Source organism: Fodinibius salicampi (assembly GCF_039545095.1).
Taxonomy (GTDB): domain Bacteria; phylum Bacteroidota; class Rhodothermia; order Balneolales; family Balneolaceae; genus Fodinibius; species Fodinibius salicampi.
The window spans coordinates 1,063,680-1,087,570 of record NZ_BAABRS010000001.1 but is presented as its reverse complement, the minus strand read 5'-3'; the positions used below and the strand labels follow the sequence as shown (position 1 = coordinate 1,087,570).

The 23,891-nt window shown below is 43.1% G+C and carries 25 protein-coding genes; 13 read left to right on the top strand and 12 right to left on the bottom strand.

Features of this window, described 5'->3' with window-relative positions:
• Positions 1-41: 41 nt before the first annotated feature.
• The gene (locus ABEB05_RS04540) at positions 42-1,253 is read right to left on the bottom strand and encodes an MFS transporter (protein ID WP_265787913.1); all 1,212 of its coding nucleotides are present in this window, start codon (positions 1,251-1,253) and stop codon (positions 42-44) included.
• A gap of 284 nt (positions 1,254-1,537) precedes the next feature.
• On the opposite strand from ABEB05_RS04540, the gene ABEB05_RS04535 reads away from it, so the two are divergent.
• The 3 genes from ABEB05_RS04535 to ABEB05_RS04525 all read left to right on the top strand — a co-directional run bounded on the left by ABEB05_RS04535 (position 1,538) and on the right by ABEB05_RS04525 (position 3,780).
• The gene (locus ABEB05_RS04535; protein ID WP_265787912.1) at positions 1,538-2,068 is read left to right on the top strand and encodes a ComEA family DNA-binding protein; all 531 of its coding nucleotides are present in this window, start codon (positions 1,538-1,540) and stop codon (positions 2,066-2,068) included.
• 3 nt (positions 2,069-2,071) lie between these two features.
• A complete protein-coding gene (locus tag ABEB05_RS04530) occupies positions 2,072-2,506 on the top strand; it encodes a hypothetical protein (RefSeq protein ID WP_265787910.1) in 435 nt (144 codons plus the stop codon).
• Between the two features lie 107 nt (positions 2,507-2,613).
• Positions 2,614-3,780, top strand: coding sequence for a phospholipase D-like domain-containing protein (locus tag ABEB05_RS04525; RefSeq protein WP_265787908.1), 1,167 nt, complete (start codon positions 2,614-2,616; stop codon positions 3,778-3,780).
• A gap of 56 nt (positions 3,781-3,836) precedes the next feature.
• Here ABEB05_RS04525 and ABEB05_RS04520 read toward each other — a convergent pair whose 3' ends face one another.
• The 5 genes from ABEB05_RS04520 to ABEB05_RS04500 form a co-directional block, all read right to left on the bottom strand.
• Positions 3,837-4,931: a DNA integrity scanning protein DisA nucleotide-binding domain protein gene (locus ABEB05_RS04520; RefSeq protein ID WP_265787906.1), complete on the bottom strand. Its 1,095-nt coding sequence runs from the start codon at positions 4,929-4,931 to the stop codon at positions 3,837-3,839.
• A 42-nt stretch (positions 4,932-4,973) separates the two neighbouring features.
• Positions 4,974-5,318, bottom strand: coding sequence for a hypothetical protein (locus tag ABEB05_RS04515; protein ID WP_265787904.1), 345 nt, complete (start codon positions 5,316-5,318; stop codon positions 4,974-4,976).
• A gap of 461 nt (positions 5,319-5,779) precedes the next feature.
• Positions 5,780-6,466, bottom strand: a complete 687-nt coding sequence (locus tag ABEB05_RS04510; RefSeq protein ID WP_265787902.1) for a DsbA family oxidoreductase — start codon at positions 6,464-6,466, stop codon at positions 5,780-5,782.
• Between the two features lie 154 nt (positions 6,467-6,620).
• Complete coding sequence (locus tag ABEB05_RS04505) at positions 6,621-7,673, bottom strand: CNNM domain-containing protein (protein WP_265787900.1); 1,053 nt, start codon at positions 7,671-7,673, stop codon at positions 6,621-6,623.
• A 97-nt stretch (positions 7,674-7,770) separates the two neighbouring features.
• Positions 7,771-8,262, bottom strand: a complete 492-nt coding sequence (locus ABEB05_RS04500; RefSeq protein WP_265787898.1) for a VOC family protein — start codon at positions 8,260-8,262, stop codon at positions 7,771-7,773.
• 188 nt (positions 8,263-8,450) lie between these two features.
• Between ABEB05_RS04500 and ABEB05_RS04495 the strand changes: the two genes are divergently transcribed.
• Positions 8,451-10,103, top strand: a complete 1,653-nt coding sequence (locus ABEB05_RS04495) for a Na/Pi cotransporter family protein (RefSeq protein WP_265787896.1) — start codon at positions 8,451-8,453, stop codon at positions 10,101-10,103.
• 8 nt (positions 10,104-10,111) lie between these two features.
• Here ABEB05_RS04495 and ABEB05_RS04490 read toward each other — a convergent pair whose 3' ends face one another.
• Together ABEB05_RS04490 and ABEB05_RS04485 are read right to left on the bottom strand one after the other, a co-directional pair.
• On the bottom strand, positions 10,112-10,645 hold the full coding sequence (locus ABEB05_RS04490; protein ID WP_265787895.1) for a thioredoxin family protein: 534 nt from the start codon (positions 10,643-10,645) through the stop codon (positions 10,112-10,114).
• 178 nt (positions 10,646-10,823) lie between these two features.
• Positions 10,824-11,243, bottom strand: a complete 420-nt coding sequence (locus ABEB05_RS04485; protein ID WP_265787893.1) for an RtcB family protein — start codon at positions 11,241-11,243, stop codon at positions 10,824-10,826.
• 502 nt (positions 11,244-11,745) lie between these two features.
• Here ABEB05_RS04485 and ABEB05_RS04480 point away from each other — a divergent pair.
• Positions 11,746-12,180 (top strand): septal ring lytic transglycosylase RlpA family protein, encoded by a 435-nt coding sequence (locus tag ABEB05_RS04480; RefSeq protein WP_265787891.1) that lies wholly within the window; start codon positions 11,746-11,748, stop codon positions 12,178-12,180.
• Between the two features lie 227 nt (positions 12,181-12,407).
• Here ABEB05_RS04480 and ABEB05_RS04475 read toward each other — a convergent pair whose 3' ends face one another.
• Complete coding sequence (locus ABEB05_RS04475) at positions 12,408-12,617, bottom strand: zinc ribbon domain-containing protein (RefSeq protein ID WP_265787889.1); 210 nt, start codon at positions 12,615-12,617, stop codon at positions 12,408-12,410.
• Positions 12,618-13,460: 843 nt separating this feature from the next.
• On the opposite strand from ABEB05_RS04475, the gene ABEB05_RS04470 reads away from it, so the two are divergent.
• On the top strand, positions 13,461-14,840 hold the full coding sequence (locus ABEB05_RS04470) for a DNA recombination protein RmuC (protein ID WP_265787888.1): 1,380 nt from the start codon (positions 13,461-13,463) through the stop codon (positions 14,838-14,840).
• Positions 14,841-14,921: 81 nt separating this feature from the next.
• Positions 14,922-15,509 (top strand): hypothetical protein, encoded by a 588-nt coding sequence (locus ABEB05_RS04465; RefSeq protein ID WP_265787886.1) that lies wholly within the window; start codon positions 14,922-14,924, stop codon positions 15,507-15,509.
• Between the two features lie 69 nt (positions 15,510-15,578).
• On the opposite strand, the gene ABEB05_RS04460 is transcribed toward ABEB05_RS04465, so the two are convergent.
• The 3 genes from ABEB05_RS04460 to ABEB05_RS04450 form a co-directional block, all read right to left on the bottom strand.
• Positions 15,579-15,824, bottom strand: a complete 246-nt coding sequence (locus ABEB05_RS04460; protein WP_265787885.1) for a hypothetical protein — start codon at positions 15,822-15,824, stop codon at positions 15,579-15,581.
• A 125-nt stretch (positions 15,825-15,949) separates the two neighbouring features.
• Positions 15,950-16,825, bottom strand: coding sequence for a class I SAM-dependent methyltransferase (locus tag ABEB05_RS04455; protein ID WP_265787884.1), 876 nt, complete (start codon positions 16,823-16,825; stop codon positions 15,950-15,952).
• Between the two features lie 10 nt (positions 16,826-16,835).
• Positions 16,836-17,534: an RluA family pseudouridine synthase gene (locus ABEB05_RS04450; RefSeq protein WP_265787882.1), complete on the bottom strand. Its 699-nt coding sequence runs from the start codon at positions 17,532-17,534 to the stop codon at positions 16,836-16,838.
• 188 nt (positions 17,535-17,722) lie between these two features.
• On the opposite strand from ABEB05_RS04450, the gene uvrC reads away from it, so the two are divergent.
• The 6 genes from uvrC (at position 17,723) to ABEB05_RS04420 (ending at position 23,783) form a co-directional block, all read left to right on the top strand.
• Positions 17,723-19,600, top strand: coding sequence for an excinuclease ABC subunit UvrC (gene uvrC, locus ABEB05_RS04445; RefSeq protein WP_265787881.1), 1,878 nt, complete (start codon positions 17,723-17,725; stop codon positions 19,598-19,600).
• Between the two features lie 222 nt (positions 19,601-19,822).
• Complete coding sequence (locus ABEB05_RS04440; protein WP_265787879.1) at positions 19,823-20,464, top strand: RNA polymerase sigma factor; 642 nt, start codon at positions 19,823-19,825, stop codon at positions 20,462-20,464.
• A complete protein-coding gene (locus ABEB05_RS04435) occupies positions 20,454-21,089 on the top strand; it encodes an anti-sigma factor (protein WP_265787878.1) in 636 nt (211 codons plus the stop codon). Before ABEB05_RS04440 ends, ABEB05_RS04435 begins: the two co-directional genes overlap by 11 nt.
• A 75-nt stretch (positions 21,090-21,164) precedes the next feature.
• Positions 21,165-21,908, top strand: coding sequence for a DNA repair protein RecO (recO, locus tag ABEB05_RS04430; RefSeq protein ID WP_265787876.1), 744 nt, complete (start codon positions 21,165-21,167; stop codon positions 21,906-21,908).
• Positions 21,905-23,077 carry a S1C family serine protease gene (locus ABEB05_RS04425; RefSeq protein WP_265787874.1) on the top strand — a complete coding sequence of 391 codons (1,173 nt, stop codon included), beginning with the start codon at positions 21,905-21,907 and terminating at the stop codon, positions 23,075-23,077. Before recO ends, ABEB05_RS04425 begins: the two co-directional genes overlap by 4 nt.
• Before the next feature lie 52 nt (positions 23,078-23,129).
• Entirely contained in the window at positions 23,130-23,783 is a 654-nt protein-coding gene (locus ABEB05_RS04420) for a membrane-bound lytic murein transglycosylase EmtA (protein ID WP_345694234.1), read from the top strand.
• Positions 23,784-23,891: the final 108 nt, after the last annotated feature.

The following is a 23,891-nucleotide window of genomic DNA, read 5'->3' as shown; positions in this document are numbered from 1 at the left end:
ACACGTATAGGGATTATACTTTTAAAGTTTTAGATAAAAGGTTACCCCCACAACTGCTTACGGAAAGCAAGCATCGCCATTAACGTACCGATGATTACGGTGATAAAAGCACTGAGCAAAATATCAGTCATGGCAATACTATTGTCCAGAAGCCAACCCATTAAAAAGGGGCTTAAGGCCGTACTGAATACCATGAGTGCAGAAAACAGACTGCGAATCGTACCGACAGAATCCTCTCCGTACATTTCAGCCCAAAGAGCAGATTTAAGATTACTGCCAAATCCCATGGTTACGCCTAGTAAAAACATATAGGCAAAGGCCGACCATGGTCCGGGATGAAAATAGGCGACTAAAAATCCGCTTCCTATGGGAAGCATGTAATAGGGAAATAGCTGTCGAGCACTAAGTTTATCAATAATTGGACCTACTCCCAGGGAACTGATGATCCTGGCTCCGGCGAAGGCAACAAAAGCAGACGCAATGAGTGTAGCAGACCATCCCAGCTGTTCAGCAATAGAGACCTGATATAAGAACAGACCTGTTATCCAGAATGCCGGTAAAAGTACAGCCGGTAAGAGCAGATAAAATCGTATATCTGTAAGTACTATGCTGTAATCTGCAGGAGAAGCTTCCGAATCATCAGTAGCAGATTCAGGTGTCGTAAGCTCTTCGGTTTTACCACTTAGAATATTTATTACAAAAGGAATCAGAAGTATACCGATAGCCAATGAGATACCGCCCCATGCACCTCTCCATGTTAAAATAGGAATCAATGCTGTGATCATTAATGGCAGGATGGCTTCTCCTATAGGATATCCGAGGTTAGCAATGCTAAGGGCCTTGCCACGCTGAAGCCGAAAAAACTTAGCCATAGCTGTTTGGGCTGTATGACTGCTTAGTCCCTGTCCGGCTAAGCGGAGTAACAGAAGTCCAATGAATAAAATTGCAACATGCCACGAAACGGAAACCGTAAAAGCAGCGATCATAAGTCCCATTGCCACCAATAAGCTGAACTTTTTTAGTGGTAAATAATCAATCCACTTACCTATAAAGGGAAGGGTGAACGCACTGGCAAGGGTTGCTACTGAATAAATAGAGCCGAAACTGGCATTAGAGAGGTTAAAATCGGATAAGAAAAAGGGGACAAAGAGAGAAATTAAAAAGGTTTGTCCAAAGCTGGAGAAAAAAGTAAAAGTGAAACCGAAGGACAGCAGGCGCTTTTCTTTCAGCACAAACTGCAGATAATTCCTCATGGAATGTGTAAGTGAAGATTGTTGATTTTTGTAAAAATTCTGCGCTGAAGATACGGACTATTCTACAGAGCATAAACAAAAACAGGTATAAAGTTTTTGTTATTATCTATGAGGGTTATCATTGTTTTCAATGACTAATTGTATATAAATATTTTATTAAGCTAATCGTTGGGTATATGTTTCCAGTAGGATATACCATAAAAAATATGGTGCCGACCAATATAACTTTTATATTCAGGTGAAATTGTAACTCAAAGCACTTAATAAATTTAAAGAATTGAAAAATGAATAAAATTAACAGATTAGTTTCCGGTTCTTTACTCATTGCCTTAATGATGAGCGTTGTAGCTTGTGGCGGCAGTGAAAGTAACGAGCAGGAAGTAGTACAAGAGCCCACATCTCAAGGAACAATTGAGCAAGATACGACGGTAGCGACAGCACCCGAAGCAAAGCTGAATGTTAACACAGCTTCCGAAGAAGAATTCAGAACTATCCCGAATGTGGGAGACAAGATGGTGCACGAATTTGAAGAATATCGACCCTATGTCAGTATTCAACAATTTCGTCAGGAGATTGGAAAATATGTGGATGAGGACCAGGTTGCTGCCTATGAAGAATATATCTTCGTTCCTATTGATGTGAATAACAGCGATGCTGCTACCCTTCAGCAGCTTCCGGGCGTAGATGCCGACGCGGCCCAGGAACTGATTGATGCAAGACCGTATGATTCCAACGATGCATTTCTCGAAAATCTTACTTCTTATGTCGATGAAGAAGATCTTGCTACAGCCAAGACGTATTTAAAGTCTGAGTAAACCGTGGAACATTCATCTACTGTAGAGCAGCAACTCCGTTCATTTTTGTTGGGAGTTGCTGCCTTTATTTTTATTGGGACGATTGCTGAACTTTACCTGTTGGAGCATTATGAGGAAACCCAGCAGTGGATTCCTATTATTTTATCGGTTATTGGTTTTTTTATATCAGCAGCTGCCTGGAGAAAGCCGGGCCGTAAAATTTTAACAACCCTTCGCTGGATAATGGGATTTATTGCCCTGAGCAGTCTATACGGTATGTATCTGCATTTTATGGGGAACTACCAGTTCACTTTGGAAATTAATCCCTCATTTTCAGCTGTGGAAGCTATCTGGCCGGCAATTAAAGGATCCTATCCCTTACTTGCACCAGGCATCCTGTTCTTATCAGCTATTCTTGGAGTGGCAGCAACGTATCGTCATCCTAACTTGAATAAGTAGGAACCGAACGGTGTCATCATGACTATCTAAGGGTAGGTATTGGGAATACTGATGCTTGAGTAGATAATTCTACTCTCTTTCACTTTAATACGGCAACCAATAATGGAATGGATTATAAAGAAACCCTGGAAGCGACGGTGGGCGTTCCTTTTTCACAGGGGAATGCCGTAAAAGTACTAAAGAATGGGGATGAAATTTTTCCGGCAATGCTGAAGGCTATTAAAGCCGCCGAACACCAGGTCGATTTCCTTACATTCGTCTATTGGGAAGGAAATATCGCTGATCGTTTTGCCCGAATACTGGCAAAAAAAGCCGAGGAAGGCTTAGAGGTACGGGTTATTTTAGACAGTTTCGGGGCGGCCTTTATGCCGGAAGAACTGGTTGCATTGATGGAAACCAGTGGGGTAGAGGTAGAATGGTTTCGCCCATTCAAGCAATGGAAAGTCTGGAAGAGTGATAACCGTACCCATCGCAAAGTATTAATTTGTGATGGTTGCGTTGCTTTTACCGGGGGAGTAGGGATTGCAGAAGAATGGGAGGGGGACGCGCGCAATCCTTCCGAATGGAGAGAAACACACTTCCGCATTGAAGGTCCAGCTGTAAAGGGACTACAGTCGGCTTTTCTGGAAAACTGGATTGAAGCGGGAAGAAATCTTAAAATTGGTCTTCCCTGGCATGAAAATAATGGTAAAACACCACTCCCGGACGATCATTCAATCCAGGATATTCCCCTGCAAGTTGTTCGGACCTCCGCTTCAGTACGTTGGAGTGATATCGTTATTTTGTATAAAACGCTTATACAAATGGCTCAGGAAAGTATATTTATTACCACCGCTTACTTTAATCCTAATAAGCCAATGGTGCAGCGACTGTGCGATGCGGCTAAGCGTGGAGTGAATGTACAGATTATGATGCCGGGTAAGCACATGGATAAGCGGGTGGCCAATATTGCAGGTGGAGATCATTTTAATGATCTGTTGGATGCCGGTGTTACTCTCTGGCAATATCAAAAAACAATGCTGCACTCCAAGATTATTGTGATTGATGATTTTGTTTCATGTATTGGTTCTGCGAATTTCAACCATCGGTCAATGCTTAAAGATGATGAAGTAAATCTGGTGGCACTTAGTGAAGAACTGGCCGAAACCCTGGTAACTCATTTCAATGAAGATCTGGAACACTGTGAAGAGGTGAAGGGAGAGACCTGGAAGCGGCGAAATGTGTTTCGTCGGGCATTGGAAGGACTTAGCAGGCCCTTTAAACAGCAGATTTAACGTTAAACTGGTCCGCTCTCGCCCGAAACAGCAAAGTTTTTATTAATAAGAAGAAATTATGATTGAATCTTACGCACGTTTATAGTTACGGTAATATTTGGGGAAGCTTGTTCAGACAGGCGAAAAGAGTCACCTTCCAGCTGGAGCATTTTTTGTTGTACCGTTTGTTCTTCAACTTGGCTTAGATCTACGGGCTCGGTCAAAACCGAATCGATTGTTGCAGCGGCGGTATCCACCAAGATGGTTATGATTTCAGGAGAGGGGACGACAGGTTGAAATTGCAGATGTTCTGCTATGGTACCTGTCACGGGCACTTTGACCGGGACGTTTACAGGTACAAAGTATTGCTTTTTAAGTTGAAGCACGGACGGGGAGGCCTCGAAAAACTGCAATCCCGCCGGAAGATTAATATTATCGCTGTCGATATCGAGCTCAAGGTCTTCAACCTCTTCGGAGGCCAGATCAAATGATATAATTAGCTCTGAGGGGTCAAACGTACGGAAGGCCTGCTCAGAACCCGAGAGGGTAATCCGCGCTTGCAGTGGCACCGTATCCTGAAGGGCATAAGAGGTAGATTCGAGGTTGCTGTATTCAATTGGCACGGCATAGGTTCGATATACAGTTTCCGAAGGGTAGGCAAAGGATAACCATAGAATAAAGGCAAGGCTGCCTGCAGCCAAAGCAGTTTTTAGGCTTCGGCGTTCGCCCCATTGTTTGTTGGATGTTGTTTTTGATTGATAATATTCAGCCCAAAAATCATCAAGATGTTTCTTGAGATCGCTGTGGGATTCCAGTTCTTTGATCTGTCCGTTCTCAGCAATACTGATAGTTCCCCGTTCTTCCGAAACCACAATTACCAGGGCATCACACTTTTCCGAAAGACCCAGCGCAGCTGTGTGCCGTGTACCGCCGCGCGACAGTTTATATAAATTGGTCGAAAGGGGTAAATGGACCCCAAACTTTAAAATTCGCTGTCCGTCGCTGAGCACTGCTCCATCGTGGCCGGGTGCATTAGTGTTAAAGATACTGTGCAGCAGCGGAATTGTGATCTTGCCATCTAGCTCAATACCGCCATGAACGTGCCGGTCCAAGTCTTCTCTACCCTCTAGCACAATGAGGGCTCCGATTCGCTGATCCGCCATCTTGGCCACCGCTTCTGTAATAATACTGGTTGAAATGTCCGTGGAATCGGGCTAGGAGATGTCAAAAAAACGCCAGTTGCTGATGCGGTCGATGATCCGTCGCATATCAGATTGAAATACAACGACAATACCAATCAAAATTATAATGAAAAGTCCTTCGATAAGTAGTTCCGTAAGGTACATCCAGGTAAAGCGGGCAATGACATAAACAATTAAGATCACCAAAAAACTAAGTAAATTACGGCGCGAAGCACTCTGACGCAGCCAGTTCAGTACGATATAGAGAAAAAAGGAGATGATAATAATATCCAGCAGATCAACAATACGGATATTTTGAAGAAAGGTATAAAAGGTATCTTCGATGCTTTGAAGTAATATAAAAGCAGGTTCGATCAAGATGGTATCCCAGTTAATATTTATGAAATGCTAACAATGTTATTTCGTAAGCTGAACCTGATATAAGTATAGCAACCTCAGAAAGGTTGTTCCAGTCATCACCTTGAGGAGAGAAAGTATTTTCAACCTAAGCTACTCGTTTTAAGATATACACAGCAAAGTATAAAATATGCTAAAAATTGCTTATTTCCTGATATATATCGCTGGATTCTTATATCCAATCCTCATTTCATATTAAATAATAAAAGGATTGAGGGAATGAAATACTACACAGGTATTTAATGAATTTCGGATGAGAAGTTTAATTGAGGTGTTGAACGATTGCCGAAACCCTAGTGATACATTTAATAAAGATCTGGAACACTGCAAAGAGGTAAAAGGAGGGGCCTGGAAGCAACGACATGTATTTCATCGTGACATTGGAAAGACAGTCCAGCCCCTTCAAAAAGCAGATTTAAACGTTAGTTGGCCTGTTTTTCTGTGGCGGGTTCTTCTTCTGCTTCTTGTTTTTCAACCCAGTCATTCCATGACTGTTTAAGTGCTTTTAAAAAGGTTTCTGATTCCTGGGCACCAGAAACGGCAAACTTTCTGTTAAATAGAAAGAAGGGTACGCCGCGAATGTTCATCGCTTGGGCGGTCTGGATATCATGCTGAACAGCTTTAGCATATTGGTCGCTTTTCAGTACTTCGCGTGTTTCTTGCGTTACCAGTCCAATCTGTTCGGCAATTTCTACCAGCGTATCTGTATCGTCCATATTCTTCCCTTCGGTAAAGTATGCTTGAAAGAGTGTTTCCTCTGCTTCATCGCCTAAATCATTGCTTTTGGCAAACTGGATGAGGCGATGCGCATCAAATGAATTGGCAACCACAGCTTGATCCATATGATATTCCAGCCCCTCTTCGGCAGCCATCTTAGTAACCCGTTCGTTCATCTGCCTGGCTTCATTCAACGACCAGCCCTTGGATTCGGCCAGGTATTCATTGATGCTGGCATTGGGGGCTGTTTCCATATCGGGATTAAGCTGGAAACTTCGCCACTCGACTTTAACTTCATCGGCATATTCAAATTGATTAAGAGCTTGCTCAAATCGCCGCTTGCCTATATAGCAAAAGGGGCACATTATATCGGACCAAATTTCGACTTTCATATCAATTATCAATATTAAATTCTTAGTGTAGTACGTTTTGTATAGCTACTAAGGTAAACAAGTTCAAACGGAAACCATTCCAAATGAATGGCCTTTATTGAAAGCTATCCAGATATACTCTTTTGAAGAGTGGAACCTGTTTTTGGGAATATAATCAGTTATTGAGTAAGTCCAGCGGATCTTCGGCACTTCCAATAATCGTTTCGAAGGCATCAGTAAGGGTAACTAAACCTACAATACGTCCATTTTCTTTTACCATAGCCAACTCTTGGTGCTCAACCTGAAATTCGTCAATGAGCTTACTTATCGGAAGGTTCTTAGATACAATCATCCTGGGCCAGTCAAAATCGTCAAGTTCTTTACCTCCATTTAGCAGCTCCTTCATATTAGCGGTTATTTGGGGAGTATAGAGTACACCCTTAACATCATCGATAGTTTCACCAACTAAAGGATAGCGTGCATGCATATGCTCACGGATAATGTTGAGATTATCGGAAAATGATTTTTCTGTACTTAAGCAAATAATTTTTTCCCGTGGAATCATGATTTCCTGCACAGCAATATTATCAATATCCAGGGCATTGAGTACCTCTTCCCGGCGGTCGCCTGAGACGCCCTCGGTTTTGAGCAGGTCAACCATTTCGGATCGAATATCACCGGATCCGGAAGCACTTTCTCCTTTCAACCAAGAGCGATCCATTTGGATACCAAACAACCGGAGGGTAGCTTTTGTAACATAATCGCCAAATACAAGAACCGGATAAATCGCATATGTCCACCAGTAAAGCGGATATGCACAATGGCGTGCTACCGTTTCGGCTTTTTCCACCCCCAGGTAAGTAGGGGCTTGTTCTCCCCAAATGGTATGAACGAGATTTATTATTGTTACTGACAGGATAATAGAGATGGTATGGGAGGAAATGGAGCCTATGGCATCCGCAGTGATTAGTAGTTCAATTAATTCTGTAACGGCCGGCTCTGCAATAACGCCTAATAAAATACTGGTAGTCGTAATGCCAATCTGACAAGAGGTGAGGTAGATTTCCAGCGTCTCAGTCATTTCCCAGGCGCGGTTAAGCCCGGCATTATCCTCGAGTTCATTCCGGTCATATTGACGAAGCCGGGTTAACGCAAACTCAGTAGCTACATAAAATGCATTAAGAAGAAGGAGGATAATACCTCCGATCAAACGAAGATATAGTTCCATAAAACGGGACTGTGTATTCTATCAATATTTAATGCTTATACTGCTCAAAGTCACAGCATGTTTATTTGTTCCCTTTGAAACAAGTATTTTTGACTAATTATTCAATTTCCTGTAGCAGATCTACCAAATCCAGCGGACGGGTATACATATTTAGAGAACCATCTTTATTAAATGGCCATTCTTCCCGGGGACGATCCCAGTAAAGTTCCACGCCATTCCCGTCGGGATCATTCAGATACAACGCCTCCGAAACCCCGTGATCGCTCGCGCCGGTCAGGGGATAACTTTCACTTCTCAACCGCACCAGTATTTCAGCAAGATCGCTCCGAGTAGGGTAGCGGATGGCGGTATGAAACAGCCCCGTACTGTTTTTCGGAGCCTGAGGTCCGTCTTTGCTGTGCCAGGTATTGAGTCCGATATGGTGATGGTATCCGCCGGCGGATATAAAGGCGGCTTGGTCACCATAGGTAGTAGTAATTTCGAAGCCAAGGAGCCTACAGTAGAAATCGAGTGCCTGCTGTAGATCGCTGACTTTCAGGTGAACATGTCCGATACTTGTTTGGGCGGGGACGGTATAATCGTTAGTCATAGTAATTTTGAAGTTGATTCAGGGACATATTGAAGAGAATAAATTATAAATATATATAATCATATTAGAGACACCATCTATTTAACCTTTAACCATTGATATATTAAGAAAAGGAAAGTTCAGAATATTTTGAATAGAACAGATATTTATTGAATTTCGGATGCAAAATTGCATTGAGTTCTTAAACTATGAGTGAAACCTTTGATATTTGGCGGCTGCTGGCCGGACTCGGTATATTCCTGTTCGGTATTTACCTGATGGAAGATTCCATCAAAGAACTGGCTGGAAAAGCTTTTAAAACATTAATCCGGCGCTATACCGAAACTCGGTTTTCAGCGGTACTCTCGGGTACATTCAGCACTGCCATCCTGCAAAGCAGCTCTGCCGTCAACTTAATGGTGTTAGCGTTCGTTGGGGCAGGGATCATGAGTCTGGGCAATGCTATGGGCGTTATCTTAGGTGCAAACATAGGCACCACCTTTACTGCGTGGATAGTCGCCTTTTTTGGATTTAAAATAAGCATAGAGAGTTTTGCTCTGCCGTTAATTGCCATTGGCGGGCTGGGACTTATTTTCTTTTCTTCCTCTCCGCGATACCTCAATGTAAGCAAACTTTTGATAGGCTTCGGATTTCTGTTCCATGGTTTGGACTATATGAAAACCAGTGTTGATCAGATTACTCAGTTGTTTGATGTAGCCATATTGGCCGGTTATGGTACAGGAACTTTTCTATTGGCCGGGATCATACTTACTGCTATAATGCAGTCGAGTTCGGCAACCATAGCTATTATATTGGCATCCATTAATGGTGGGATTTTGGGATTTGAATCCGGGGCCGCTATGGTGATCGGCGCGAATGTGGGGACAACAGTTACGGTTGTGCTCGGCTCTGTGGGCGGCATCCCTATAAAAAAGAGGGTGGCACTCGGACACCTCACTTTTAATCTGGTGACCGGGATAGTAGTATTTTTACTGCTCCCGGTAGTTGTATGGTTTATACAAGTAGGTTTTGGATGGCAAGAGAATGTCATTATGGGCATTGCGTTATTTCATACGCTCTTCAACATCATAGGCATTATGCTTTTTCTTCCGTTTATAACACAGCTTACCGATAAGTTAAACACTTTATTCCAGGAACCCCGGCGGATCCTGACGCACTATATCCAAAATACTTCTCCGGATATACCCGATGCTGCTCAGGAGGCATTTAAAAAGGAGATCGTGCACCAGTTTATTGAATCCCGTCGATATCTGATCATTTTATATGATTTGAAAATACCGAAGGTGCTCTCTGATGCCGAAGAACCTGCATTACAGCATCGTATTATGGGCACTGCTGATCAGGTTTATGGACAGCTAAAGGAACTGCACGGTAATATTTTTGAATACTATGCCAGGATAAATACCACGGAACTGGAACCGGAAGAATCAAAAAAGATGGAAGAATATCTTAGATCCAGCCGGAGTATTATGAATGCAACCAAAAATTTAAAGGAGGTCCGCAGTGACTTAGAGGACTTTGAACTGGCGAATAATTCATTCTTAAACAGTCAACTTGAGGTATTTCAAAATCGTCTAAGTGAACTATTTAATGATCTGGAGCCACTGCTCATTAGTGAAAAAGAACCTGATAAAGTACCGGATCAAATACTGAAGCAAGTGGATACGTACGATAGGCAGAGCATCAGGGCAAGTTCAGAAGCTGCCAAAAGAGGAGCGTTGAATGATCTGGAAGCGACTTCAATGGTGATGATAAATAGGCTATTTACGCAATCCAGTAGAATGCTTGTCCTTAGTTTGGAAAATCTTTTGCCGATTTCCGAATCCCAAACCAAAAAATAATATTTCAGTTAACTGTTTATAAAATCCTTCAGTTCAGTGTAGGAGAGTGCCCCGGCATAACGCTTTACTTCTTTCCCTTTTTCAAACAGGACGAGGGTCGGTAACCCTTTGACATTATATTGCTCCGTCAGCTGAGAATATTTCACGGTATTTACCTTCACAATCGTACAGTCCGTATCCTTTGATACCGCTATTTTCTTCAGCGGCTCGTTCATCATAATGCAGGGGCCACACCACGCCGCCCAGAAGTCAACCAACACTTTGGGTCGTTTTTTTAGAATTTCATCAAGCAGATCCGCATCCACGTCGTTGGGCTGGCTGCTATGTATGGCAACTTCCACATTTGACTGGGTGGTCTGAAAGACCTTGATCAGACTGTGGATGGGCCAGCGAATCAGGGCCAGGAGATTGCTCATTACCATTACTATTGCCACTACCATATACCCCAGCCATCGCAGGGGATATTTTCCGTAATGTCCCTTTGTTTCTTCAAGCCAGTGCTCAAGCTGGTTTAATTTAAGGATGAGAAGATTAGAATTCATATTAATTGGCTTAATTTTGAAGTCGTAACTCTTTTTACCTTTCCAGTGAAGGCATGCTAATGTCAATATAGATCAGTAAAACTGCAAGGAGAAATAAAGGACGAATCAGTGCTATATAATTGGATTTGAATATAGTACAGGCTATACATTGGGGGGGGCAGAATATTTAAGGATAAATTTATCCCTTGATAACGGCAACGGGACGCATTTTAACAGCTTTCTCCGCTAGTCCTGCCTGCTCAACGGTATTTACTACGGTGAGCACTTCTTTATAGGCCAAGGGGGGCTTCGGCCACCCCGCTCTTGGAAGCTGCCTGTACGTGTATCTCATTTTTATTGAGCCGAACTTATAAGTTCGGCGGCATCTACTTTTTTTTGCGGCCGTTCGTGACATCGTTCTCCCGGCCCCGTGACAGGTAGAGCCGAAGGTGGATTCCATCCCTTTAGACGTGCCGGTGAGCACGTATGAGCTGGTACATGCTTCCCGAAGTAACTTTGCCAATCCATGTACAGATGTATCGAAGAGTTCCCGGAGATAAGTCCCTTCCACCCGGAATCCTTTATCGGCGGTATGTTCGATAAATTCAAAGTGGCCCATTAAGCGGTGTTATCTTGTTGGTTACAGCCTTTAATGTAAAACCGTACAAGCTGCGAAACATTCCACACGGCTGAATATATTCCGATCAAGCACTACTACATTCGCTCGTAGTAGACTACTCGGACCTTCTGTTCTTACTACTAAAAGCTCTGTAGTAGTCCACTCGGAGGGTCGGAGTAGTCTGGTCCGGTACCTTAACAAAGTTATTGCTCTTATTTTGACACGTCCACACAACTACGCCCAAAAACACGGCTTCGTAGCGCAGGCTTGTTCTCCTTCCCAGAAATACAATGTTGATTGTATATAGATAATATTCTGTGTTAAATAGGCGTAGGATTGAAAATTCTGCGCTTGTGATGAACTTGCAATAATTTATTCCAATCAATAGCGCGGGAATTCATTCCCGCGGTTGTGGCTAAAATCATATATCATGATCCTCGGCAAGGTCATTTTTTTATTATTTGCGAAACAAAGGCGTTGCTATAGCAATATCACTAATAGTATGATCAATAAGTCTTTATATATCCCATTATACTTGGTAGTGATTTCAAGCCTGTTTACTATATCCTGTTGTATTCCGGAGAGCGACACGTTCCAGGAGGACGACTGCTTCATAGATTCCGGCACTGCTAGCTGGTATGGTGAATATTTCCACGGCAAGCTGACCGCAAGTGGAGAGAGGTACGATACAGAAACACTCACGGCGGCACATAAAACCCTTCCCTTTAATACCATTGTCCGCGTAGTTAATGTTGAAAATGAGAAATCCGTCGAGGTGCGCATTAATAATCGGGGACCTTTTACAGGGGATCGCATCATTGATCTCTCCCGCAAGGCAGCCCAAAAAATTAATATTATTGATGATGGGCTTGCCGAGGTGGAGCTCTATCTGGTCAAAGAAGGGGAAAGGCCGATTCAGGATTTAGAATGTGAATGATAGCTATCTTTTAGCCTGAATTTACACTCATTCAGGGTTTCGAATTCTGAGGGGAGAGGAACAAGAAGGGGTCAGTGTAAGGACCGAAACCTTTTAACTATCTTTTTATTCTTTGGCTGTTCATTTTTTCAATGAGGAAAAAATGAACCAAAAAACTCACCACCTGATAATTCTTCGTATGAGCTTCACAATTGTACCGTGATCGTCGAATTGACCCTATAAGATTCTTAGTTACCGAAGAAATCGAAAATATTTTCGATGGTACTGCTTTCGCCTTTATACATTTCCGTATAGGTACATCTTGTGCAGGTAATGGTGGTGAATTTTTGGGTTTGAATGTTAAAAAACTTGGATAAAAATCCACCGGTCCCGGAAACTACCCCCGTCTCAAATTCCCTGTTATTGCACTTCGGACACTGCCAGTTTTGATGTCGCATAGCTTTTTACGTTTTAAGTAGAAGTAGGATTGAAATATCACTTGCCATATTAACTGATATTAGATATCGAATACACTAAATCCAAGAACTGTTTAGCGGCGCTTTGTGAAGGTTAACCTTAAGACTGTTCTAAGAGATCCTGCATGATTTATAGCCTGGGGAGCATTTAACACTGCTCGGTCGGACTGAGAAGTATATCCCTTACTGACTGAGATTACTTACTCATAGTGTCTGAGAAACTAATCTCGGAGTGTATGAGCTTAGTATCTCGTAGTGTCCGGGATTATGATCTCAAGGAGACTGAGTAAGTAAGGGCAGGAGGAGTGAGATGGAAAAGTTGGTTCCTAATACTCGTTCAAGTTTGCAACTTGGACGAGTATGGGCCAGCCGCATGTCTAAATGAAAATATAAAACTCCTCCAAGTTTGTAACTTATACGAGTTCGAAACTATTAGTAAAGATTTGAATTGAGCTAATTAGAAACTATAGATGGTCTGCCACCATGCCGTCACCCCACCTCTATATCTTAAGCTTTTACATCTACAAACCATACTGGAAACTGGATGCCAGAACTGTGATATTGCTCCACTATACCAAGGCTTCTTCTCCAAGATAAAAGAAGTGTTCATATAGTAGTTGCAGGCTAAAAGTTAAATGTTGAAGGTTCTCCTTGGCTTAAGCAACTACCGAACCGGATAACCAATAACAAATATTTAAATTAATTCTTGACATCGCTATTCAAAATCGCCAGCCTAAATACTAAATACTAAATACTAAATACTAAATACTAAATACTAAATGCTAAATGCTAAATGCTAAAACCTGTAACTTGTAACCCACACACATGGAACTGATTTCAATCCTGTTTATACTCGTAGGCCTAATTCTAGGTTACGCCATCGCCCATTTTAAATACAAAAGCAGTCAGGCACTAACCAAAGAAGAAGCCGATGCCCTGGAACAGGAGCGGGGAGAGGCGATGCAGACCATATCCCGGCTCGAAGAGCGGAACGAGCGACTCGATGCGGAGGTTTCAGAAGCGAAAAATAATTACCAGAAAGAGCAGAGCCGCGCCAACGAAGCCGAAAAGCAACTGGCCTCACTCAAGGCTGATTATCGCAATCTAAAAGAACGGCTCTCCGAGCAGAAAGAGGAGATGGAAAACCTGCAGGAGCGGTTCAAGGATGAGTTCGAGAATCTGGCGAATAAGATTTTAGAAGAGAAGTCTCAAAAGTTTACTGAGCAGAACAAAGAGAAGCTGGATCAGCTCCTGAAGCCGCTCGGCGAAAAGATGGAGGAGTTCAAGAAAAAGGTAGAGGAAACCCACAAAGAGGATATCAAAGGACGTAGTTCGCTGGAGCAGCACCTCAAGCATCTGAAGGAGATGAATCAGCAGATGGCCGAAGAAGCCAAGGACTTAACCAAGGCACTTAAAGGAGAATCTAAGACTCAGGGAAGCTGGGGAGAGGTAATTTTACAACGTATTCTCGAAAAATCCGGACTTACAAAGGGTCGGGAATATGAGCTCCAGGAGCACCATACTACCGACGACGGGCGACGCCTGCATCCGGATGTGGTGGTGCACCTGCCAGATGAAAAGCGGTTGGTGATTGACTCCAAGGTATCGCTGACAGCCTACGAGCGTTATACTTCTGCAGATGATGACGAGGAGCGTCAACGGGCTTTGAAACAGCATGTCAATTCATTGCGTAGTCATGTGAAGGGACTCAGCAGTAAAAACTATGAGCAGCTTTACGGCGGCAACAGTCCCGATTTCGTATTGATGTTCGTACCTATCGAATCCGCTTTTGGCGTGGCCCTGCAGCAGGACGCCAGTCTTTATTACGATGCCTTTGATCAGAATATCGTGATTGTAAGTCCCTCTACACTGCTGGCCACCCTGGCCACCATCGACAGCGTGTGGAAGCAGGAATACCAGAGCAAGAATGCACAGGAAATTGCCGATCGCGGCGGAGCGCTCTATGATAAGTTTGTGCTGTTCGTAGAAAGCATGCAGGATATCGGTCAGCGTATCCGCCAGACTCAGGAGAGCTATGATGAGGCTATGGGACGGCTTTCAGAGGGACGGGGTAATGTGGTACGGCAAGTAGAAATGTTGCGGGAGCTGGGGGCTAAATCCAGTAAAACGCTTCCACAGGATATAAGGGAAAGAAATCAGATAAGTGATGGAGATGGGGAAGAGCAGGAAGAACAAAAAGACTAGTCGTCTTTTTTAAAATGTTTGCTGCATTGTTTTTAAAGCTGGTTTGTAGATGAATCTTATCCTTTCCATATTTAGGGCCTTATGAAAAACTATTTTATAATTCTTACAGGTATTTTACTGGTAATGCTGTTTACAATTGAGGCACAAGCCCAGCAGGCAATCCAGATTAACCAGCAGCAAATTAAAAGTGTTTCGCAAGCTCGCAATATAGCCGTAACAAATACGGTGATTCCATTGGCGGTTGGTATTGGTACGGTAGCAATTTTTGAGAATCCTACGGTTCAGACCGTCGGAGCGGCGTTAACCGTTTATGGACTGGCAACAGGACCTTCAACCGGTAATTTTTATGCGGAGGATTACGGCCGTGGATTTGCAGGATTAGCGCTGCGGGGGACGGGTATGGTGCTCATGAAAAATGCGACCAGTGAAATACTGGGTAGTCGCTTTGCAGATGCCTTTCCGGTGGACAATAAAGAGGTTAAGCTAACAGATACCAAGATATTGATAGGGGGAGCACTGATTATTGGAAGTACTATCTATAATATTATGAGTGTAGGTAAATCGGTGGAGAAATATCAGGAACAGCGAAATTCTTTTGCCCTGGGAGTATCCTCAGCGAATATTATGGATGAAACCATTCCGTTGCTGGCTACGCGTATACGTTTTTAACGACATCCTATCTTTAATACAGTTTTATATGTATTTTCTTACCAATTGCATACCAGTAAGTTAGCAGTATCACTTACAGTTTTCTCGAATTATTTTCTTAATACTGATTCGCAGGGTTTCCGGGGCTTTTCGGGAGGGACATCGTGAACAGATGAGCGATTTAATTTTTTTGGTGGACTCATATTGCTTCCGCACGTCATCATGCTTTTCTATGAACTCAAAAAAAGTCTGTTTTTTTTCCTGGCATACCTCGTCATCCACTACGGGGGTAATCAGCTTGAGCGCTTCATATTTGGTAAGCTCCTTTTTGCCCATAACTCTGGTTGGCCGAGAAGTGTTTTTTCAGTGAGAATGGCGCTGTTCACTTAATCAACATATAGATACCTGCGAATGTTCCACTTATAATTAATGGATTGTTGCCAATTGCTTTTTAGGAATGCTTATTTTGCGGTAAAAAGGTAAAATCCTTTTAAAAGCGGAAGATTGATTTCTACCTGAGTATTCAGCCGGGTGGCCAAATCATCCGTCCCGTAACATGAAGAGAGCCAGAGATGATATTCATCTAGTATTTGTTCAAATTCATCCATTGAAGTATGAAACTGTAGTGGTTCTCCGGCGAATCGAAGGCTTGTTTGAAAGATCCAGCGATGAAAGGGAGATAGTTCATCCAGTGCGAAATGGGTACTTATAACGGCCGGGGAAGAAAAGTAATCCCGAAGGTTGGAAAGGGTATTATGAACGGTGGGCGGGGCAAGGTAATCGAAAAATCCTTCCGCAATAACGATCGTTTTTTTCTTTGGAGTAAGGATCTCTTGGCATTCCAGTATCTTGCTGAGCGGTTGCTCCGATAGGTTACAACCCAATAGATGAGGATGCTCTGAATGGGGATAGTGTTGGTCTAAAAAAGCCTGTTTATACTGCGACATACGCAGAGTATCGATTTCAATTGTAGGCTTGTTACTCCGGGCATATCGGAGTCCCAGATGATCAAGGCCGCTTCCCAGGATAAGTACTTGGTCATATCCTTCTTCGAGCAGATCATCGGCCATGTGTTCCACAAACTGTTTCCGAGCAAGAATATGGAGCAGGTCCCCCGGCAAAAGCATTTCCTCAGCAGCAATGTATAACAGTCGTGCCCATTTGAATTGCAGCCAGTAGTGATAGTAGGAGAGAGGGGCAGGTAAGAAAGAAACCATCTTTTCATAATACCGTATCGTTTCCTTCTCAAAGAGAGCTCGATATCGCTCATCCCGAGTGAGTCCATAAAACTTAATGGTGATAAAAGCGGCCGATTGACTTAAATGGGTTAATTTCATTCAGATTGCATTACATTTGGGCGATTGAAAAGAGGGACCATGGCATTTGGTTGGCAGGAGCTACTTCGAGACACACTTGCTGCTTATGCCCGGGATGTTCAAAAATCAACTCAACGGCTCGGAGAGCCATCTCCCTTCCATCGGGCTGATTGCTGCCATATTTGTAATCTCCCCAAATCGGGTATCCCTCTGCCGCTAGCTGTACACGTATTTGATGGGGACGTCCCGTTTGAAGATGAATGGACAGTAGATTTAATTGTTCCTGCTGTTCCATGGTCGCAAAAGATAATATGGCTTTCTTAGCTTCTTTTTGGCTTTCCGGCTTTATCTCTACTACATTTCTATCCCGGTCTTTAGCAAGATAGTGTGTTAATACTCCATTCCGGGGTGGGGATCCCTCACAAACAGCCCAATAGGTTTTTTGTATCGTACGGTCACGTATTTGTTTGGATAATACCTGAGCGGCATTTCCGTCTTTAGCAAGGAGCATAAGCCCACTTATCGGGCGGTCCAGGCGATGGAGGAGTCCGAGGTATGGGGTGCCGGTTGAAGATGCCGACCGCTTGAGATAGGATTTGCAAAGGCTTAAAACATCCGGATCCCCAGTATGATCTTCTTGCGACAGGAGGCCCGAGGGCTTGTCAATAACCAATAGGTGTTCATCCTCAAAAACAATGGGAATATTGGGCTGGGTGTTGGTGTAATCCATCAGAAATTGTTGCTGAAAATATTTGAAAAGTGTAAAAATAATGACCTTAGCTATGTAAACAAATTTATGAACAAAGTAAGTCGCCGTTTTTATTATAGTCTCGGTAGAACTAATTCGGGGATAGCGGTATATCATTATTGTGATAATTTATATTTTAGGAAAAACGAGTTTTTAATCTACGGTAATCAATGAGCACGGATTCTGCAGAAATTGATGTAAAGGAGAAGGTAGATCATCTGCCGCTTTCTCCGGGTGTATACATTTTTAAAGATAAGAAAGGGCGTGAGCTTTATATCGGTAAGGCCAAACGATTGCGGAACCGGGTTCGCTCGTATTTTCAGGATTCCGGAGGTCATGACGGACGTATTCGGGTGATGGTTAAGAAGATTGACGATCTGGACGTGATTGTAACCGATTCTGAGTCTGAGGCTCTCATCCTGGAAAATAACCTTATCAAGAAGCACCAGCCCCGCTATAATGTGATGTACCGGGATGATAAAACCTATCCATATATTTGTATCACCAATGAAGAGCGTCCCCGTGTTTTTTCCACTCGGACGGTCATTAAGGATGGTAGCAAGTATTTTGGTCCTTATGACAGTGTCATGCACATGAAGCGGATGATGGAAACCATTCGTAAGGCTTTTGACCTTTGTACCTGTGCTGTAGCCCGCAAAACGGTGAATCGAACAAAAGGTCCGCCCAAATGGCACTCCTGCTTTGACGACTATCTGGAAAGCTGTTCCGGGGACTGGGATCTGGAAGAATACCAGGAGACCATCAAAAAGGTCGAGCGTATGCTGAATGGCCGTACTAAGGCTCTGATACGGGATTTGAAAGAAGAAATGTCTATTGCTTCCGATGATTTGGCCTTTGAGCAGGCAGCCCGCATACGTGATAGTTTAAAGGCCGTACAGAAATACAGCAAAAAGATGAAGATGGTAGCCAGCAAGCAGGTAGATCGGGATCTGTTTGCTCTGCGGGTGGATAAAGAGATATCGGAGGCCTGTGGGGTTCTGTTTAAAGTCCGCGAGGGTAAACTGATTAGTAAATTCCATCGTTTCCTGAAGAATATAGATCATCTGGAGAAAGGAGAGATGCTTCAATCCTTTGTGGAAGATTATTATACGGGCTCCCAGGAGTTTGGATCGGATACAATCCCTGATGAAGTGTATGTAAGTCACGAACTGAAGAATGATGAGCCGCTGTACCAGTATCTGTCAGAGCAGCGGGGAAAGCAGGTGCGTATCCATCGGCCACAGCGCGGAGAAAAGGCCAAGATGATCCGCATGGCGCTTTCCAATGCCAAGCTTATGCTGGGTGAACGGAAGCTGGAAAAAGAGAAAGCCGCCCGAAAACGAATCCCCCATTCAATAAAGGAGCTTAAGGAACAACTGGATTTAGACCGCCTGCCACGGCGCATCGAGTGTTTTGACAACTCGAACCTGCAGGGAAGCGACCCGGTGGCTTCAATGGTCTGTTTTGTGGATGCCCGCACAAGAAAAAGCGAGTATAAAAGATTTAACATAAAAACAGTTGAGGGTCCCGATGACTTTGCCTCCATGAAAGAGGTGCTGGAACGCCGGTACAGCCGCGTAATGAAGGAAAAACAGCATATTCCCGATCTTATTGTTGTTGATGGGGGTAAAGGGCAATTAAGCAGTGCTGTTGCAGCTTTGAAAGAAATTGGTTTTTATGGAGAGTGTGAAGTTATCGGTTTGGCCAAGCGCCTGGAAGAGGTCTTTGTGCCGGGCAAGTCTAAACCCATAATGATTCCAAAGAAATCTTCGGCATTGAAGCTTTTGCAGCGGATACGGGATGAAGCGCATCGCTTTGCGATTAATTTCCACCGTGATAAACGTTCAAAACGAACGATTAAAACCGAGTTGACACAAATTAAAGGAGTAGGTAAGAAAACAGCCCAAAAGCTTCTAAAGGAGTTTGGGTCGGTATCATCAGTTCAAAAGGCTCCTTTAGACGAGCTGCAAGCCGAAATTGGAACGAAAATGGGTCAAAGAGTATTTAATTATTTTGGAAGTAATAACGAAGAACACAAAGGTGACTAACATTAACATGTGATATACAATAAGTTCTACAGTATTTAGAATGCGTATAGATAATTGACTGTCAATGGAACAAAAGTTCCTGAATTACGTACTCAACATAGTGTAGAACTTACTGAATCGTAATTTAAAGAAATTTGTTCTGGTGATAGATGGCGGTCAATTACATATAGCTTGTTGAGCTGTATGATTGACTTAAATTCTTAAATCAGGCGTGAGGATATTATGAAGCTCGAACAATCCAAACATATTAGTAAGAAATATAAGCAGCTGGATGATAAAGACCTGGTTAGATTTTATCGCCAAAACGGTGATGAACAGGCCTTCAGTGAGCTTATGAATCGTCACCAAACCAAAGTCTACTCCTATATCTACAGTATGGTAGGAAGTAGCGGAAAAGCGGACGACATCTTCCAGGAGACCTTTACCAAGGTTATTACGAAGATGGACGATACCTACAATGAACAGGGAAAATGGATTGCATGGGTTATGCGTATAGCCCATAATGCAACAATTGATTATTTAAGAAAACAAAAACGGTTTGTGGACGTTAATGCTTCTTACGACGAGGACTCCAATACGGATTTCTACGATCGTTTACCTGACGAAGATCTTGTCAGCGCACAGGAACAGCTTGAGAAGCAAGAAACGAAAAGCAGCCTGATGAAGCATATTGGTGAACTTCCTGAAGAACAGCGGCAAGTGGTAATGTTGCGTCACTATTACGAAATGCCGTTCAAGGAAATTGCAGATTTAACCGATGTTTCAATAAATACCGCACTAGGACGCATGCGGTATGCGTTAATAAATCTTCGAAAACTTTTTGATAAAGAAAAAGAACAAGAAGAACATAATTATGCGCAATGAGAACAATGATTGTATTCGGTATCTGATGAAGGAGATGGATCCTTCTGAGGAACTACTGATGGAACGAGCAATGATGGAGGATGAAGACCTCCTTATTGAGGTTGAAAGTATGCGGCAGACGCTAAAAAAGCTAGATAGGCTGCCCGAAAAAAATCCTCCATCGGAGTTAAGCGATCAAATTATGGAGCAGGCGGCCGCTCAGGCTCAAAAAAACAGGGCCTCTACTATATCTTCGTTTAAGCCTGCTTTTAAATATGCTGTTGCAGCAACTATTGCTCTTACTCTTACGGCCGGAGGGGCATGGTTTTATATAGGTAGCGAAGGGGATAATCGCCAGCAACTATCGACCTCCTCGACAAGTAGTGATGCCGAAACCGAGGTAACAACCGGTAGCAGTGGATTTTCACTGGATACACAGCTGTTTCAGACTATAATGGCTCAGGAAGAAGAGGTCGAGCCATGGGTTGATCGCAATAATGTCCTCCATTTTAATGGTCAAAGCCTTGATGATACCAGTTACGAGGCCCTCTTGGAGGAGTCACAACAAAAATTACGTCTTATTGAGCAACCTTCTGTCAATAGTCGACCGGCACGATCCTTTCAACTTACCGGTAGTTCCAACTAATTTAAGAGTTGCAATTGTATCGGTACTCCCCGTCCTTTTCTATATACAGATTAACGCTTTGATTATGGAAAAGGAATGATTTCTCATACGGAGGCCATCGTTTTTAGAACGGTTGATTACCAGGAGTCGAGTAAGATTGTGACCGTTTTTAGCCGCGAACATGGTAAAATCGCATTAATGGTACGCGGAGCGAAAAAGCCCAAAAGTAAGTTTTCCGGACTTATTGAAGTGGGAAATATGCTGGATGTCGTTTATTACTATAAAAGCTCCCGCTCTGTTCAGATTCTGAGTGAGGCCAGTTACCAGCAAAAGACCATGAATCTGCGTACCAATTTTGAGAAAATGGCTACTATGACTTCGGCCATTGAGCTGATCAGTCAGCTGTTGCATGATAATGAAGTAAACGAGCCTCTCTTTGATTTTACCCAAAAAATGTTGGTATGGCTGGACCGTACGGATGTTCATCCTCCGGTTATTTTTCCCTATCTGCAAATACGCTTAGCCGAACTTACGGGTGTTGGCCTGCAGCTCGATGCAGGGGAATCCCTCGAAGAAATGAACTATTTAAACATAGAATCCGGTTTAGTATCTACAAGGAATATTTCTTCGCATTCATATAAGTTAAGTTCTCGTCAAGCTAAATTTATAACAATCGCATTGCAGGCGAGAAGTTCAACACTCTTTGATATTTCATTTGAGTCGGGAGAATTAAAAGGATTGATTAAATTATTAGACCGATATTTTAAGTACCATGTAGAGGGGTTAAAAGACCGAAAGTCGGACGCCATTTTTGAACAAATTTTGCAGGAAACACCATGAAAAGAAGAGACCGTTATCTGACAGCCATACTGTTGCTTTTAATCGGGATTCTGGTAGGAGCACTCTTTACGATATATCAGCAAAACGGAGTCAATGATCATGCAGAGGTAGAAGTCACGCAAGTGACCCAAAGTACACAGCCTGTTTTTTCGGATGAGGATCTCGAGAAACTGGATGGTCGTTTTCTGTTTAAAAAAATAGCGGAACGCGTAAGGCCTACAGTGGTCTACATTGAAACTGAGATCCCCATCTCAAAAGAAGATATTCCCGATGATGAATTACATGAAGAGAAAGAGGGCATGTGGGGAAACATTTTTCCCTGGAGAGCCCGCACTGTAGGTTCGGGGATTATTATTAGCAGCGATGGCTATATCTTAACCAATAATCATGTAATCGAGGGAGCGGCCGAAGACGGCGTTCATATTACGCTCAATGACAAACGAACATTTGAGGCCCGGGTGGTTGGCAAGGACCCCACGACTGATTTGGCCGTTATGAAGATTGATGCGCAAGGCTTGCCGGCCATAACCGTAGGGAATTCCAACGAAGTAGAGGTAGGGGAATGGGTTTTGGCCATCGGAAACCCCTTTAGACTCCGATCCACCGTTACCGCTGGTATCGTCAGTGCGTTGAGTAGGGACATGCAGATTATTCAGGATCGAATGCGGGTGGAGAGCTTTATTCAAACCGACGCAGCTATTAATAAAGGAAATAGTGGAGGCGCTTTGGTGAATACCAGTGGAGAGCTGATTGGTGTAAATACAGCTATTGCCTCAATGAGTGGAAACTACCAGGGATACGGCTTCGCCGCCCCCTCGAATTTAGCAATGAAGGTAGCTAAAGATCTTATTGAGTATGGCGAAGTGCGTCGTGCCTTGCTGGGTGTTACCATTAGCAGTATAGATGCTTTAGCTGCTGAAGAATTAGGTATGGATACTATTAGGGGAGTACGTATTCAACGGGTGGTACCGGATGGGGCAGCGGCCGAGGCCGGCTTAGAAGAAGATGATGTTATCCTTAGCGTAAACGGGACACCTGTTGATGAATCTAATCAGCTGCAACAAAAGATAGCAGTAATGAGTCCCGGTGAAGTGGTTTTAGTAAATATTTGGCGGGAAGGAGAAGAGATAGAAAAAGAGATTGAGCTGGAACTATTCCAATCGGAATAAAATAATTTTTGATCCCTTTTAATCTGCTCTCTCATAATACCAGACCATATGAATGGATAAGATTTTGGTTGCAAGTGGTCAATCTATGGCTGATTTTAGTCTTTTTTATAAAATTATTAATGAGTTTATTTTAAACAAAATTATTATGGACAGGATTTTATTGAAATTAGGACTAGCAATAATATTAATGGGATTGATTGGATGCTCTGCCAGCGCCCCAACGGTGGACAGCACTGCTAATCAGCAGGCTCCACAGGAAGAGCTCGAATGGATGCCCGAATGGTTTAGTGAGCAAGAGATCACAGATAATGATACGACAATTACTGCCTATGCAACAGCTATTGACAGTGACCCCGAGAGAGCTGTATCGAAAGCCCAAGCCTGGGGAATCGCACGGCTGAAACGTGAAGTTTCTGATCGTCTTGAAAATATTCGCACCAATATTATTGATGGAGAAGGCCAGACTTCGGAGCTGAAAGATCCCAGCTTTTTAATTGAATTCAGAAAGGCGGCAGATGCGGTAGAGGAAGTATCGCACATGCGGGAAACAGCCAAAAGGGAAGTAACGGACCATCAGGGCATCAGAGGTTTTGCAAAAGTACAGGTAAATAAAGCAGAGCTGATTGAGGCTATTGATGCCAGATTGTCTTCCTACGAAGGACAATGGGAAACTATTAAGAATGCACAGTTTTTTAGCTCATTCTAGCAGGAAGGAAGAAGGAAGGCGGATAAAATTTTCTAAATACCAAAAAGAAAGCCCGCAAAGCATGAATACCTTGCGGGCTTGATCTTTTTACAAAGAGATATATTGTCT